This window comes from Nocardia sp. CA-145437 (genome assembly GCF_050956485.1).
Lineage (GTDB): Bacteria > Actinomycetota > Actinomycetes > Mycobacteriales > Mycobacteriaceae > Nocardia.
Genome location: NZ_CP191204.1, coordinates 5933272 through 5948171, shown reverse-complemented (window position 1 = coordinate 5948171; position 14900 = coordinate 5933272). Strand labels below are relative to the sequence as shown.

Annotated in this window: 13 protein-coding genes; 7 read left to right on the top strand and 6 right to left on the bottom strand. The window is 68.0% G+C overall.

Going from position 1 to position 14900, the window contains the following annotated elements; genetic code table 11:
- Positions 1-12 precede the first annotated feature (12 nt).
- The 5 genes from ACQPYY_RS27665 to ACQPYY_RS27645 all read left to right on the top strand — a co-directional run bounded on the left by ACQPYY_RS27665 (position 13) and on the right by ACQPYY_RS27645 (position 3959).
- A complete protein-coding gene (locus ACQPYY_RS27665; RefSeq protein WP_379094066.1) occupies positions 13-657 on the top strand; it encodes a ComF family protein in 645 nt (214 codons plus the stop codon).
- 233 nt (positions 658-890) lie between these two features.
- Entirely contained in the window at positions 891-1556 is a 666-nt protein-coding gene (gene hpf / locus ACQPYY_RS27660) for a ribosome hibernation-promoting factor, HPF/YfiA family (protein WP_357087356.1), read from the top strand.
- A gap of 112 nt (positions 1557-1668) precedes the next feature.
- Positions 1669-2961: an acetyl-CoA C-acyltransferase gene (locus ACQPYY_RS27655; protein WP_433591559.1), complete on the top strand. Its 1293-nt coding sequence runs from the start codon at positions 1669-1671 to the stop codon at positions 2959-2961.
- A 174-nt stretch (positions 2962-3135) separates the two neighbouring features.
- On the top strand, positions 3136-3561 hold the full coding sequence (locus tag ACQPYY_RS27650; protein WP_433591558.1) for a hypothetical protein: 426 nt from the start codon (positions 3136-3138) through the stop codon (positions 3559-3561).
- A 65-nt stretch (positions 3562-3626) separates the two neighbouring features.
- A complete protein-coding gene (locus tag ACQPYY_RS27645; RefSeq protein ID WP_433591557.1) occupies positions 3627-3959 on the top strand; it encodes a helix-turn-helix domain-containing protein in 333 nt (110 codons plus the stop codon).
- An 81-nt stretch (positions 3960-4040) separates the two neighbouring features.
- On the opposite strand, the gene bluB is transcribed toward ACQPYY_RS27645, so the two are convergent.
- The 6 genes from bluB to ACQPYY_RS27615 form a co-directional block, all read right to left on the bottom strand.
- A complete protein-coding gene (gene bluB / locus ACQPYY_RS27640; RefSeq protein ID WP_433594745.1) occupies positions 4041-4673 on the bottom strand; it encodes a 5,6-dimethylbenzimidazole synthase in 633 nt (210 codons plus the stop codon).
- Positions 4674-4814: 141 nt separating this feature from the next.
- Entirely contained in the window at positions 4815-6065 is a 1251-nt protein-coding gene (locus ACQPYY_RS27635) for a fatty acid desaturase family protein (protein ID WP_379094078.1), read from the bottom strand.
- Positions 6066-6159: 94 nt separating this feature from the next.
- Entirely contained in the window at positions 6160-7635 is a 1476-nt protein-coding gene (locus ACQPYY_RS27630) for a fatty acid desaturase family protein (RefSeq protein ID WP_433591556.1), read from the bottom strand.
- Between the two features lie 177 nt (positions 7636-7812).
- Positions 7813-8976: a ferredoxin reductase gene (locus ACQPYY_RS27625; RefSeq protein WP_433591555.1), complete on the bottom strand. Its 1164-nt coding sequence runs from the start codon at positions 8974-8976 to the stop codon at positions 7813-7815.
- A 157-nt stretch (positions 8977-9133) separates the two neighbouring features.
- Positions 9134-9724, bottom strand: a complete 591-nt coding sequence (locus ACQPYY_RS27620) for a DUF6912 family protein (RefSeq protein ID WP_433591554.1) — start codon at positions 9722-9724, stop codon at positions 9134-9136.
- The gene (locus ACQPYY_RS27615) at positions 9708-11129 is read right to left on the bottom strand and encodes a WS/DGAT/MGAT family O-acyltransferase (protein WP_379094090.1); all 1422 of its coding nucleotides are present in this window, start codon (positions 11127-11129) and stop codon (positions 9708-9710) included. Before ACQPYY_RS27615 ends, ACQPYY_RS27620 begins: the two co-directional genes overlap by 17 nt.
- Before the next feature lie 459 nt (positions 11130-11588).
- On the opposite strand from ACQPYY_RS27615, the gene secA reads away from it, so the two are divergent.
- Positions 11589-14414: a preprotein translocase subunit SecA gene (gene secA, locus ACQPYY_RS27610; RefSeq protein WP_433591553.1), complete on the top strand. Its 2826-nt coding sequence runs from the start codon at positions 11589-11591 to the stop codon at positions 14412-14414.
- Between the two features lie 171 nt (positions 14415-14585).
- A complete protein-coding gene (locus ACQPYY_RS27605) occupies positions 14586-14825 on the top strand; it encodes a hypothetical protein (RefSeq protein WP_433591552.1) in 240 nt (79 codons plus the stop codon).
- The last annotated feature ends 75 nt before the right edge of the window (positions 14826-14900 follow it).

Genomic DNA, 14900 nt, shown 5'->3' with positions numbered 1-14900 from the left:
CACACTGGGGGCATGGGGGAACTGCTGGATCTGATCCTGCCGCGCGCCTGCGGCGGGTGCGGGCGAGCCGGAATCTGGTGGTGCGCGGACTGCGCCGCCGCGCTGTCCGGCCCGCCCATCCGGATCCGGCCGCGCGCCGATCCCGGGGTGCCGTGCTGGGCGCTGGCCGCCTACGCGGGTCCGGCGCGACGGGCGGTGCTGGGCGTCAAGGAGCAGGGCCGGCGGGAGCTGGCGCGGCCGCTGGGAACCGGATTGGCCAGGGGGCTGGATCATTTGCGGGACGCCTCCCGGCCCCTGGCGCTGGTGCCCGCGCCCAGTCGCGCGGCCGCGGCCCGGCGGCGCGGCGGGGATCCGGTGGTGCGTGCCGCGAGCGTCGCGGCGGGTTGGCTACCGGGTTGCCGCCTGGTACGTGTGTTGCGCATGGGTCCCGGTGTGCGGGATTCGGTCGGCCTCGGGCACCGCGATCGCCAGCACAATCTGCACGGGCGGATCATGGTAGCCACCACCCGGCCCCCGAGCGCGCTGTTTCCGGCAAATGCCGAGGTGGTGGTCATCGACGACGTGTTGACCACCGGTGTCACGGTGACCGAATCGGTCCGCGCGCTCACCGCCGCGCGGATCGCCGTGTGTGCCGTGCTGGTTACCTGCGCTGCTTGATTCTTCGAAATTTGCGTGAACACTGGCGGACAGGTCGCTGGCGCACTAGGTTGGCGATCAGACACCCGAACCGCAAGTTTGGAGGTGGCGCCTCGGACATATGTGCCGATGCGAGTTCCATCGGTCGGCACACGTTTCAATCCCGCCGCACGAGCGGCTTGTGCGGCCAGATCCGGGAGGTACGCGTGACGACTTCTTCACGACTCTCAGCGAAGAACACAAGCACTTCGGTGCTGCTCGATGACGAGCTCATCGACGAATCAGCCAGTCGGGCCACCACGGCGGACGTCGTGGTCAAGGGTAGGACCCTGGGGGAGGGCGGAGTGCCCGACCATTTCCGAATTCACGTGGCGGACAAGCTGTCTCGGCTCGAGCGCTTCGACCCCACCATTTACCTCTTCGACGTGGAGCTCACCCACGAACGTAACCGTCGTCAACGCAAGAACTGCCAGCGGATCGAGATCACCGCCCGGGGCAAGGGTCCGATCGTGCGGTCCGAGGCCTGCGCGGACAGCTTCTACGCCGCCCTCGAGGGCGCGGTCGAGAAGCTCGAGAGCCGATTGCGCCGGCTCAAGGATCGCCGCCGCGTGCATCACGGGGACAAGACGCCGATCTCGGTCGCGGAGGCGACCGCGGGTCTGGTCGACGAATCGCTGTTCTCCGACAACGGATCCGAGGCTCACGACCATTCGGCTGCGATGGAAGGCGAATCCGCCGGTCCCGGCCATGTCGTGCGCACCAAGCAGCACCCCGCGATACCCATGACGGTCGATGACGCGCTCTACCAGATGGAGCTCGTCGGCCACGATTTCTTCCTGTTCCAGGACAAGGAGACCGACCGACCGTCGGTCGTCTACCGCCGTCACGCCTTCGACTACGGGCTCATCAGGCTCGCGTAGTCGCGGTAACCAGGGACATCCACTTTTCGACCGGGGTCACGGGACAGGCCCCGGTCGCCTGTTGTCCGGGGCAAGTCTTGCTGTTACGGCGCGTATCAGTTAAAACTGTGCCATGGCTACCAAGGGCGCTCGCCGTGCTGTCATCGTCGCCGGGGCGCGAACCCCGTTCGTGCGGGCATTCACCGACTTCACACGCATGGACTCCATCGACCTCGCGGGCATCGCCGTGCGCGGGCTGCTGGAACGAACCGGACTGCCCAAGGGCGACGTCCAGGGCATCGTGTGGGGCGGTGTGGTGCTGCCCAGCGCCGCGCCGAACATCGCCCGCGAGATCGCGCTCGACCTCGAACTGGACCCGGGCTGCGAGGGCTACACGGTGACCCGCGCCTGCGCGTCGGGCCTGCAGGCCGTGGTGTCCGCGGCCGCCGCCATCGAGCGCGGCGAACACGACATCATGATCGCCGGCGGCAGCGACTCCACCAGCAATGCCGAGGTCAAGCTGCCGCAGAAGCTGGTGCACGCCGCCGCGCCGCTGGCGCTGGGCAAGCCCAAGCCCAAGGACTACCTCACCGCCGCAACGCAATTGGCCCCGTTCTACGACCTCATGCCACGCCGCCCGCAGATCGCCGAGCGCACCACCGGCGAGGTCATGGGCGAATCCGCCGAGAAGATGGCCCGCATCCACGGCGTCTCGCGCGGCGCGCAGGACTACTTCGCGGCCACCTCGCACCACCGCGCCGCGGCCGCCATCGAATCCGGCCGCTTCGACCGCGAGGTGCTCTCGGTCCGCACCCCCGACGGCACCGCCGTCACCCGCGACGGCCTGGTCCGCCGCGATACCAGCCTGGCCAAACTCGCCCAGCTGACACCGGTTTTCGCCGAGAACGGCACCGTCACCGCGGGCAACTCCAGCCCCCTCACCGATGGCGCTTCCGCGGTCCTGCTGATGAGCGAGGAGAAGGCCCGCGCGCTCGGCTTCACGCCGCTGGCCGCCTTCCGCTCCTGGAGCTTCGTCAGCGTCGACCCGCGCGACCAGGTCCTCATCGGCCCCGCCATCTCCATGCCGCGCGCCCTCGACCAGGCCGGAATGTCGCTGGGCGATATCGATTTCGTCGACATCCACGAGGCGTTCGCGGCCCAGACGCTCTCCGTGATCTCCGCCCTGGCCAGCGACGAATGGGCCAAGACCCGCCTCGACCGCGACACCGCCGTCGGCGAGATCGACCCGGCCACGCTCAATGTCCACGGCGGCTCGGTCTCCCTGGGGCATCCGTTCGGCGCGACCGGTGCGCGCATGGTCACCACCATGGCCAACGAACTCGCGTTGACCGGGAAGTCCACCGCGCTGCTCGGCATCTGCGCGGCGGGCGGCATCGGAGCCTCGGCGGTGCTGGAAGCCGTCTAGTCGACACGCTTCGGTGTCACCTGTCAGGTGGCCGACGCACATGCGTCTTCGTGCAGGTGAGACCCCGATCCGCTGCGCCGGACCGGGGTTTCCGGCGGGCGGATCGACAATCGTTGGTGGAGACTCGGCGTCGAATGGGTATCCCTGGGGAAACGAGCTGGGCGGAGGCGGATCATGAACGGCAGGACGATGATCGGCACCGCGGCAGTCCTGCTCGCGGCGGGGATCGCCGGGGCGGGAAGCGCTGCGGCGCTGCCACTTCCGGCGACCGGGTCCGAAGGCGGGCAGCCGGTCTCCGATCTGAAGCTGCGGCTGCACGATGCCGGACGACATGTCGGGGAGCGGTATCCCGTCTACGGACTGGTGTATTCGGACGCGGCGGTGTGGACTCTCGGGTTCGTGCACGGTGAGCCGACCCGGTACTACACCATCGACGGGGCGCGCGTGGAGCTCACCGGCCCGGTCAGGGAGTCGGTCAGGCAGGGTGACGAGTTCACCGGGACCATCACCATCAACGGCAAGAACGACTCGGGGGATCCGGTGGTCACCTTGGACGACGTGTCCGTCATCGGGCATCGCCCCACCGACGCGCTGCGCTGAGCCGGGACCGGCCGCGCCACTCGGAATGATTGCAGCGTGAAACACATCCGGTACACAATCGAGGTGTGGGTTTCCGGGAGTGGAAACAGCTGGTATCGAACGGCGACAGTGACCGCGCCATCGCCGCGCGGATGGGCACCAACCAGATGCGGGTGGCCCGGCACCTGAGCGGCGACTCGCCGGTCGCGGAAACGGTCATCGCGTTCAGCCGCACCTACGGTGCGAGTCCGATCGAAGGTTTGATCGCGGCCGGGTTCCTCACCCGCGACGACGTCCTGCGCGCCTCCCTGGTGGAGGCGCTGCGCGAGGCGACCGGCGCGGAACTGGCCGCCGAGGTGACCCGGCGCCTGACCGACCCCGAACCGGACGCCGCCGAGGACCGGCCCACGACCACATGACGCGAACGGCTCGGGCGCCGATCGCTGGAGGAGTAGCGCGGGGCGTCGGCTTCGCCGCCCCACAACACTGATTCTTCGAGGTCAGTCGTCCGAGCGGGGTGTGAACCGCTCCCAGTGGATGGCCGATTCGAGCGGGCGGCGATTGCGCCAGCCGAACCGCTCCAGGTCCGGGACCTGCTGGAACTCGTGGACCGGGCCGACGCAGAGCCAGGCCACCGGCTTCACGCCGGGCGGCAGGTCGAGCAGGTCGGTCAGGAACGGCTCGTCGTAGAAGCTCACCCAGCCCACCCCCACGCCCTCGGCGGTGGCGGCCAGCCACAGGTTCTGGATGGCCAGGATGGTGGAGTAGATGCCGGTCTCGGGCACCGTGGCCCGGCCGAGCACGTGGGTGCCGCCGCGGGCCTGATTATGGGTCACCACGATCCCGGTGCCGCTCTCGACGATGCCCTCGATCTTGATCGGATTGAAGGTCTCGGCGCGGTCGGCGGGCAGCGAGTCGTTGAACTCCTGCCGCTTCTCGGCCACGTGGTCGGCGAACGTGCCGAGCGTGCCCGGATCCCGCAGCACCACGAAGTCCCACGGCATGGAATTGCCGACGCTGGGCGCGCGATGGGCCGCCTCGAGAATCCGCAGCAGCGTGGCGTCGTCCACCACCTCGCCGGTGAATTCGGCGCGGACGTCACGACGCAACTTGATGGCGTCGTAGACGCTCAAACATTCGAGGGGGCTGATCGGGCCTTCGGAACACACGCGGTCCAGTCAACCAGGCCGGAACCGCGCTGAACCTGGCAGCCCTCCACAGCGAAAACGCCTCCCGCCGAGAGTCCGGCGGGAGGCGTTCGCGGTCGTGGGTGATTAGCCCGCCATGGCGGGCTCACGGCGGGCCAGCTTGCGGCGGCCCTCCTTCAGCGCGGTGCGCAGGCCGCGGCGGCGGCCGGTCGTCGGGTCCACGGTGGTCGCGCCGCCGAACATCTTCTCCGACTTGGTCTCCGGAGCGTCGTCGGTGGAGCGGCGCAGGTACTTGTTGGGCAGCGACAGCTTCATGATGGTGCGCCACGACTTGGCGTACTGCACCGGCAGCGACCCGGTGGTGTACGGCAGGTCGTACTTCTCGCACAGCGCCCGCACCCGCACCGCGATGTCCTTCAGGTGGTTGGACGGGATGTCCGGGTACAGGTGGTGCTCGATCTGGTGCGACAGGTTGCCGGTCATGAAGTGCATGACCGGGCCGCCGGAGATGTTCGCCGAGCCCAGCATCTGGCGCAGGTACCACTCGCCCTGGGTCTCGTTGTCGCAGTCGAACTTGGTGAACTTCTCCGCGCCGTCGGGGAAGTGGCCGCAGAAGATGACCGCGTTGGTCCACACATTGCGGACCACATTGGCGGCCAGGTTCGCGGTCAGCGTGCCCAGGAAGGACGGGCCGGTGAGCAGCGGGAAGATCAGGTAGTCCTTGGCGGCCTGCTTGCCGATCTTCTTCAGAACCGTCTTGCGGTCCTCCTCGAACTGGATGCGCTCGGGCGAACCCGGGGCCCACTTCTTCTTGGCGACCTTGCCCAGCTCCAGGTGCTGGATGGCGACGCCGTATTCGAAGAACATCTGCAGCAGCAGGTTGTAGACCGGCTGGCCCAGGTAGAACGGCGTCCAGCGCTGGTCGCGGGTGACGCGCAGCAGGCCGTAGCCGATGTCGTCGTCCATGCCCAGCACGTTGGTGTACTTGTGGTGCAGGAAGTTGTGGGTGATCTTCCAGTGCTCGGAGGGACCGGCGTTGTCCCATTCCCACTTGGTGGAGTGGATTTCCGGATCGTTCATCCAGTCCCACTGCCCGTGCATCACATTGTGGCCGATCTCCATGTTCTCGATGATCTTGGCGGTGCCCAGCAGGGCGACGCCGGCCAGCCACGCGGGCGGGAAAAGACTAGCGAAAAGCACTGCGCGGCCACTGATTTCGAGGCCGCGCTGGAGACGGATCACATTGCGGATGTAACGGGCATCCTTGTCGCCCAGGGATGACTCGACCTCACGGCGGATCGCGTCCAGCTCCGCCCCGATCGCTTCGACATCCTCCGGGGTGAGGTGCGCGTATTCCTTGACATCCGAGATCGCCATGCTGGTTACAGTACCGTAGGTTACGGTCCCGTAGGTTACGACGATCGAATCTCTAACGTGTCGTATACCGCATTGTTTTCGCGACTGCCGTCTGCTAGCGATTGCGGCGGAGTTTACGCGAGAACCAGCCCTCGCGCTGAGCTTTCTCGGTCAGCAAAGCCTTTTCCGCCAAAGCCTTTTCGCGCAACGCCTCCTTGGCCTCGCGCAGCACCTGCTTCTCGTGCGCGGCCTTCTCCTTGAGCGCCACCTTGGCCTCCTGCAGCGCCGACCGCAGCCCGCGCCGCTCGCCCGTCTCCGGGTCCAGGCCCCAGCTCGGCTGATGCTCGGCCAGCCACTCCGACGCATTGTGCACGGCCAGCCACTCACCGGACTTGTTGTGCTCGGCCAGCCACTCGGAGCCGTTCCACGCCGGCAGCGAGATGCCCGCGAACTTGCGCTCCGAGGAGGTCTCCGGGGCGTCGTCGGCGGTCCGCTTCAGCCACTGATCCGGCAGCGCCAGCTTGTGAATCGTGCGGAACGCCAGCAGGTACTGCTTGCCCAGCGAGCCCGTGGTGTAGGGCAGGTCGTACTTGTCGCACAGCTCGCGCACCTTCACCGACACCTGCGCGTAGCGGTTGCTCGGCAGGTCCGGGAACAGGTGGTGCTCGATCTGGTAGCTCAGGTTGCCGCTCATGAACGCCATGGCCGGTCCCGCGTCGAAGTTGGCGCTGCCCAGCATCTGCCGCAGGTACCACTCGCCCTGCGTCTCGTTCTCGAACTGCTCCTCGGTGAACTTCTCCGCGCCGTCGGGGAAGTGGCCGCAGAAGATGACCGCGTAGGCCCACAGATTGCGGACCAGGTTCGCGGTCGCGTTCGCCTTCAGCGTCGACTTCCACGCCGGACCGGTCAGCGCCGGATAGATCACGAAGTCCTTGGCGACCTGCTTACCGGCCTTGCTCCAGAACGCCTTGTTCGGCTCGTTGACGATGTGCCGCGGCGGGAAGAACTGGCTCGGCGGAATACCCATCTGCTCCTTGGTGGCCGCCAGATCGTGCAGGGCGATGCCCCACTCGAACAGCGCCGCCAGGAACAGATTCGCGACCGGCTGCACCAGATTGATCGGCTTCCACTCCTCGTCGCGCGTCATGCGCAGGATGCCGAAGCCCAGATCCTCATCCATGTCGAGGATGTTGGTGTACATGTGGTGCGAGTAGTTGTGCGCGGCCTTCCACTGTGCCGACGTCCCCGTCATATCCCACTCCCACGTGGTGGAGTGGATCTCCGGGTCGTTCATCCAATCCCACTGCCCGTGGCTGACGTTGTGCCCGAGCTCCATGTTCTCGATGATCTTCGCGACCGACAGCAGGGCGGTGCCGGTCAGCCACGCCCAGCGCTTCTTCGAAGCGAACAGGGTGGCGCGTCCGGCCGCCTCGAGGATCCGCTGCGCGGCGATGGTGCGCTTGATATAGCGCGCGTCACGCTCGCCGAGCGAGTGCTCGACATCGCGCCGGATGGTGTCGAGCTCCTGGCCCAGGGTCTCGATATCGGCCGCCGTCAAATGGGCGAACGCCTTGATGTCGGTGATGGCCACCGGCAGGTCCTTCCGTGGTTGATCTGCCTCGCACCGCTGCGCGGATGGGCGGCCCCGACGGGGGCCGGTCAGGCTCGATTGCTATCGAGGGTAGCCGTTCTCGGGCGGGACCGTCTCACACGGTGCGGTGTGGGTCGGCCCCCGGACAGTGTCGGTCAGACCTCGAGGGTCGGTGGGTCAGACCTCGAGGGTGCAGTCGCCCGCGGCCGCGGAGATGCAGGTCTGGATCTTGTCCCCGGCGCGGTGTTCCTTGCCGTTGCGCAGGTCCCGCACATGACCCTCGGTCACGGTCACCACGCAGGTCTGGCAGATGCCCATGCGGCAGCCGAACGGCATCTGCACGCCCGCGCCCTCGCCGGCCTGCAGCAGCGTGGTCGCGCCGTCCACCTCGACGGCCCGGCCGGCCTTGGCGAAGGTGACGGTGCCGCCCTCGGCGGTGGCGCTGCGCTCGATCTCGAACCGCTCCACATGCAGCTGGTCCTCGATACCGGCGGCGGCCCAATGCTTTTCGATCTCGTCCAGCATGGGCAGCGGGCCGCAGGCCCAGGTCTCGCGCTCACGCCAGTCCGGGCACACGGTGTCCAGGTCGGCGAGCGCGAACTTGCCGTTCTCGCCGGTGAGGTGCAGGTGGGCGGTGAAACCCGGACGCCGGTCGTGCAATTCGCGCAGCTCGTCGCCGAACATCACATCGTCGGGGGTGCGGGCGGAATGCACGTGCAGCACATCCGGGACCGCGTCGCGGCGATCCATGGTGCGCAGCATGGCCATCACCGGGGTGATGCCCGAGCCCGCGGTCAGGAACAGCACCTTGCGCGGCGCCGGATCCGGCAGCACGAAACCGCCCTGCGGCGCGGCCAGGCGCACGATGGTGCCCGCCGGGACACCCGAGACGATGTGGGTGGACAGGAAGCCCTCCGGCATCGCCTTCACCGCGATGGAGATCAGCCGGCGGCCCTTGTGGGCGCCGTCGCCGGTCCAATCCGGCGGGCTGGTCAGCGAATACGAGCGCCAGTGCCAGCGGCCCTCCACCAGCACGCCGATCCCGATGTACTGGCCGGGGGAGAACTTGAAGTCGAAGCCCCAGCCCGGCTTGATCACCAGGGTGGCCGAGTCCGTGGTCTCCTTGCGGACCTCCACGATGCGGCCGCGCAGCTCGCGCGCCGACCACAGCGGGTTCACCAGGTGCAGGTAGTCGTCGGGCAGCAGGGGAGTGGTGATCCGGGCCGCGGCTCCGCGCAGGGTGTCGAGCGGGGTCCGCCCGGCGTTCCCGCCTTCGGCCACGGGGGCCTCCAGCCATTCGCGCAGTCCTCGCACGGAGAATCCGCCACTCTTCGATGCCATATCCGGAAAGCTTTCTGTCGTCGTGCACGCTGGTCAGCGCATCGTCGCGCACGGTTCGCCCGTGTGATGGGCGACCATCACAACAAGGTTACGGCATCGTAGGTTACGCAGCCGGATGTACCTGTCTCTCGAGACTCCCGGGAATCTCGGGTGGCGGTCAGAGCAGGTCGAGCAGGAACGGGAGTTCCTGCGCCGCGTACCAAGCCAGTTGGTGATCTTCGGCGTCGCCGAGAACGAATTCGGCGTCAGCGTCGCCCATGTCGGCGGCGTCGATCACCTCGACGGCCTTGGCCACCTCGGACTCGGCCTCGGCCAGGTCCACGTGGATCGACGCGATGCGGTCGTAGGGGATGGCGGCGGAGAGCCGGACCACGGCGTCGTCGAGATCGGGGCGCAGGGTGGCGCCGGTGACGTCGGCGGCGATGACCGCGCGGCGGAAGATCGGGCCCCGGGGCGCGGCCTCGCCGGCCTCGTCGCCGGCGTCCTCGCCGCCCAGGTCCGCGACGGCCTGCTCCTCGGCGAGCAGCCGCAGCGAGGCGCGCGCGGCCTCGGCCATGGCGACCTCGGCGAGTTCCTCGTCGTCACCGGAGGCGTAGGCCTCGCGCAGCGCGGGGGTCACCGCGAAGGCGGTGTCGTTGAGGGCGCGGATCTCCCGGTCCTTCACCAGCTCCCGCAGCATCGGCACCGTGGCCGGGACGTAGACCCGTAGCTTCTTCGACACGGCGGACGACTCACTGGACGCAGGCACCGAGCATCTCCTCCATCGACTCGTGCACCGAAGCGGTCAGCACCGCGATATCGGCCATGGCGTCGCGATCGGCCGTGAGTCCGTAGAACACCCGCCCGTCGTAGGACGTGAGGCCGATACTCAGAGCCTGAAAGCGCAGCAACGGCGACACCGGATACATCTCCAGCATCCGCGCGCCGCCGATGTACATGGCCTGCTGCGGACCCGGCGCGTTGGTGATCACCAGATTGAACGTGTGCTCTGCAAAAGTACTCGCCGACCGCACGCTCATGGCATGCAGGCTCGCCGGAGCGAATCCGGCCATGTGCACCAGCGTGCGCGCCCGCACCCCGCGCTGATGCCGCGAGTGCGCCTCGGTGGCGTGCTTGATGTGCTCGATGCGGATCACCGGATTCGGTTCGCCCACCGGCAGATCCAGCAGCAGCGAGGTGACCTCGCCCGCGGGTTTCAGTTCGCCGTGCGGGCCGTCGGCGTACACCGACATGGGGACCACCGCGCGTAGCGCGTCGGCCTCGGTCAGCACCTGCCCGCGGGAGAGCAGCCAATTGCGCAGCGCGCCGGTCACCACCGCGAGGATCACGTCGTTGATGGAGCAGTCGAACCGCTTGCGGATCTTGCGGTAGTCCTCGAGATCGGTGCGCACCACCTCGAACCGGCGATTGCGGGAGGTGCGGGTGTTCAGGGGGCTGTCGGGCGCGCCGATGGCCGCGGTGCGGACCATGGACACCAGCTTCTGCACGGCCTTGCCGGTGGCGTCGACCATCGCGAAGGCCTCGGCCATGTGGTGCCGCGCCACCTCCAGGCCCTCGCGCGGCTGGGTCGCCAGGTGGGCGACCGCGCCGAGCAGCAGTTCCAGCTCGGCGGGCTCGCGGTGGGCGACCCAGGCGTCGTCGGCGACCTCGCGGGGCGCGGTCGAGGTGTCCAGGATCACATGCCCGATCTCGAGCGCGCTGTCGCCGTCCACCAGGGCCGAATGGGTCTTGGTGAAGATCGCGCAGCGGCCCTCCGACAGGCCCTCGACCAGGTACATCTCCCACAGCGGGCGGCTCGGGTCGAGCGGGCGTGAGGCCAGCCGGGCCACCAGGTCGAGCAGCTGTTCGTCGGTGCCCGGCTCGGGCAGCGCCGAACGCCGCACGTGGTAGGTGATGTCGAAGTGGCTGTCGTCCACCCAGATCGGGCGGCCCAGCGCGAACGGGATCTCCCGCACCTTGCGCCGGTACAGCGGAACCAGCGGCAGCCGCGACTCGACCAGCGACACCAGCCGGTCGTAATCCAGCGGCCCGGGCCCGGATCTACCGGTGGGCGCGGGATTGCGCAGGATCGCCAGAGAGCCGATGTGCATGGGGTTGCTGCTGGATTCCAACCGGTAGAACGACGCGTCCTGCGGCGTCAGTCTGGTGATCACGCTGCCCGCTACTCCCTTATCCCTGCCCGCGCCTCGCAGTTTTCCCCCTGCCGAGGCGCCGGCTTTCATGCGGACGAACCGCCTGGAGGCAAGCTATCGCAATCCGGTCACCTGGGGGAATGTATGGGCCGCACTGCCCGAGATCACGCACCGTCGTCGGTGCCGCCGTTCCGGGTGCGCGGGCGCAGACCGCCGCACGCCGGACCCCCTACATGGTACGTCAGGGGTCTCGAATCAGCTTCGGCCGCAAGCCCATTCGCTGGGCGTTCGCCAGGGTCGGGAGCGGGGGTGCGGGCGTCGCGTTTTCACAGCTTCTCCTCAGCGCCCGGGCAGTCCCGTGCGCAGTTCAGCACCTACGATGGGGGCCGGATTACCATGGCTTGTGAATGCGCGCCCGCGCGCAGGCCTCCCGCCATGGTGGGGGCTACCGACAACACCGACCAGAGGACTACAAGACCCGTGCCTGCGCTGAGTTTTTCAAGGTTGCTACGGATTGGTGAAGGTCGCACGGTCAAGCGGCTGGCAAGCCTGGCGGACGAGGTCATCGCCCTCGACGAGGAGTACACGGCGCTCTCCGACGCCGAACTCCAGGCCAAGACCGCGGAGTTCAAACAGCGCTACGCCGAGGGCGAGACCCTCGACGAACTGCTGCTGGAGGCCTTCGCGACCGCGCGGGAAGCGTCCTGGCGAGTGCTCAACCAGAAGCACTACAAGGTGCAGATCATGGGCGGTTCCGCCCTGCACATCGGCAATGTGGCGGAGATGAAGACCGGTGAGGGCAAGACCCTGACCTGTGTGCTGCCCGCCTACCTCAACGCCATCTCCGGCGAGGGCGTGCACGTCGTCACCGTCAACGACTACCTGGCCAAGCGCGACTCCGAGTGGATGGGCCGCGTGCACCGTTTCCTCGGTCTCGAGGTCGGCGTGATCCTGGGCGGCATGACCCCGGCCGAGCGCCGCGAGGCCTACGCCGCCGACATCACCTACGGCACGAACAACGAGTTCGGCTTCGACTACCTGCGCGACAACATGACCCACACGCTGGACGATCTGGTCCAGCGCGGGCACAACTTCGCCATCGTCGACGAGGTCGACTCCATCCTCATCGACGAGGCCCGCACCCCGCTGATCATCTCGGGCCCGGCCGACGCCTCCTCGAAGTGGTACGCGGAGTTCGCGCGCATCGCCCCGCTGCTGAAGAAGGACCTGCACTACGAGGTCGACATCAAGAAGCGCACCATCGGTGTGCACGAGGCGGGCGTCGAGTTCGTCGAGGACCAGCTGGGCATCGACAACCTCTACGAGGCCGCGAACTCGCCGCTGGTGAGCTACCTGAACAACGCCATCAAGGCCAAGGAGCTCTACACCAAGGACAAGGACTACATCGTCCGCGACGGCGAGGTCATCATCGTCGACGAGTTCACCGGCCGAATCCTGGTGGGCCGCCGCTACAACGAGGGCATGCACCAGGCCATCGAGGCCAAGGAAGGCGTGGAGATCCAGCCGGAGAACCAGACGCTGGCCACCATCACGCTGCAGAACTACTTCCGCCTGTACGACAAGCTGTCGGGCATGACCGGTACCGCCGAGACCGAGGCGGCCGAGCTGCACCAGACCTACGGCCTGGGCGTGGTGCCGATCCCGACCAACAAGCCGATGGTCCGCCAGGATCAGTCCGACCTGATCTACAAGACCGAAGAGGCCAAGTTCGCCGCGGTCGCCGACGACATCCAGGAGAAGCACGAGCTGGGCCAGCCGGTCCTGGTCGGCACCACCTCGGTCGAGCGTTCGGAGTACCTGTCCAAGCTGCTCACCAAGCGCGGCATCGCGCACAGCGTGCTGAACGCCAAGTTCCACGAGCAGGAAGCGCAGATCGTCGCCGAGGCCGGTCGGCCGGGCGCGGTCACCGTCGCCACCAATATGGCCGGTCGCGGTACCGACATCGTGCTGGGCGGCAACCCGGACATCATCGCCGACATCCTGCTGCGCCGGCAGGGCCTGGATCCGGTCGAGACCCCCGACCAGTACGAGGCTCAGTGGCACGCCACCCTGGACCGGGTCAAGCAGCAGGTCGACCAGGACGCCGAGGCCGTGCGCGACGCGGGCGGCCTGTACGTGCTGGGCACCGAGCGCCACGAATCGCGGCGTATCGACAACCAGCTGCGCGGTCGTTCCGGCCGTCAGGGCGACCCGGGCGAGTCCCGCTTCTACCTGTCGCTGGGCGACGAGCTGATGCGGCGCTTCAACGGCGCGGCGCTGGAGTCGATCATGACCCGGCTGAACCTGCCCGACGACGTGCCGATCGAGGCCAAGATGGTCTCGCGGGCCATCAAGTCGGCGCAGACCCAGGTCGAGCAGCAGAACTTCGAGATCCGCAAGAACGTCCTCAAGTACGACGAGGTCATGAACCAGCAGCGCAAGGTGATCTACGCCGAGCGCGCCCGCATCCTCAACGGTGAGGACATGGAGGGCCAGGTGCAGGAGATGATCACCGACGTGATCACCGCCTACGTCAACGGCGCCACCGCGGAGGGCTACGTCGAGGACTGGGATCTGGACCAGCTGTGGGGCGCGCTGAAGACGCTGTACCCCGGCAGCCTCGACTACCGCGAGCTCACCGGTGAGATCGAGAGCGGCGAGCCCGGCGACCTGTCCCGCGAGGAACTGCTGGACGCGCTGCTCGACGACGCGCACACCGCCTACGACAACCGTGAGAGCGAGATCGACGGCCTCGCGGGCGAGGGCAGCATGCGCAACCTGGAACGCCAGGTGCTGCTGAGCGTGCTGGACCGCAAGTGGCGCGAGCACCTCTACGAGATGGACTACCTCAAGGAGGGCATCGGCCTGCGCGCCATGGCGCAGCGCGACCCGCTGGTCGAGTACCAGCGCGAGGGCTTCGACATGTTCGCGGCCATGCTCGAGGGCCTCAAGGAGGAGTCGGTCGGCTTCCTGTTCAACCTCCAGGTCGAGGTGCAGCAGCCGCAGCCGGTGGGCGTGAACGTGGCCGCGGGCCTGCAGTCGCCGGTCGGCAATCGCCCGCTGCCCACCCAGGAGGACGCGGCGCAGGCGGGTAACGGCGCTCCGGCGGCGTTGCGCGCCAAGGGAATCGACGAGTCCGGCCCGCGCGGGCTGTCCTACAGCGGCCCGGACGAGGGCGGCCACGCCGCCGTGCGCAGCGACAGCGACGAGTACGGCGCCGAGGACGGGCAGGGCGGCACCCGCCGCGAGCGTCGTGAGGCGGCGCGGGCGCAGTCCAAGGCGGATCGGTCCAAGCGCCGCCACTGAGTTCGCGACCCTGTCGAAACGTGCCGCGCCCCGGGTGTTCTCACCCGGGGCGCGGTGTTTTCCGCAGTGCGCCAGAAGTTTTCGTGTGATCATGAAACGGTCATGATCGGTTCGCTGTAATTGGTTCCGAACCGATCGCCGGGTGGCGATCGAAAAGGAAGGAACCGCATAATGTTCAAGACTTTCGCGCTCACCGCCATGGCTGTCGGACTCGCCGGACTCGGTGTGGCGACCGCGCACGCGGAGACCCTGACGGTGGACGGCAACTACGCCACGGTCGACGCCTGTGCCGCGGACGGCAACAATGGCCAGTTCCAGGCCGGTGGCGTGCTGCTGCGCGGCGAGGACGGCTGGCAGTGGAGCTGCGATCAGGGCGCCGACGGGCTCTGGTACATGACCATCTTCCGCTGATCGGCGGACCGCCCGGCGAATCCCATTCGGGTGTTCTCACTTCAACGGTGACAATAGGGGGCATTCCTATCGCGC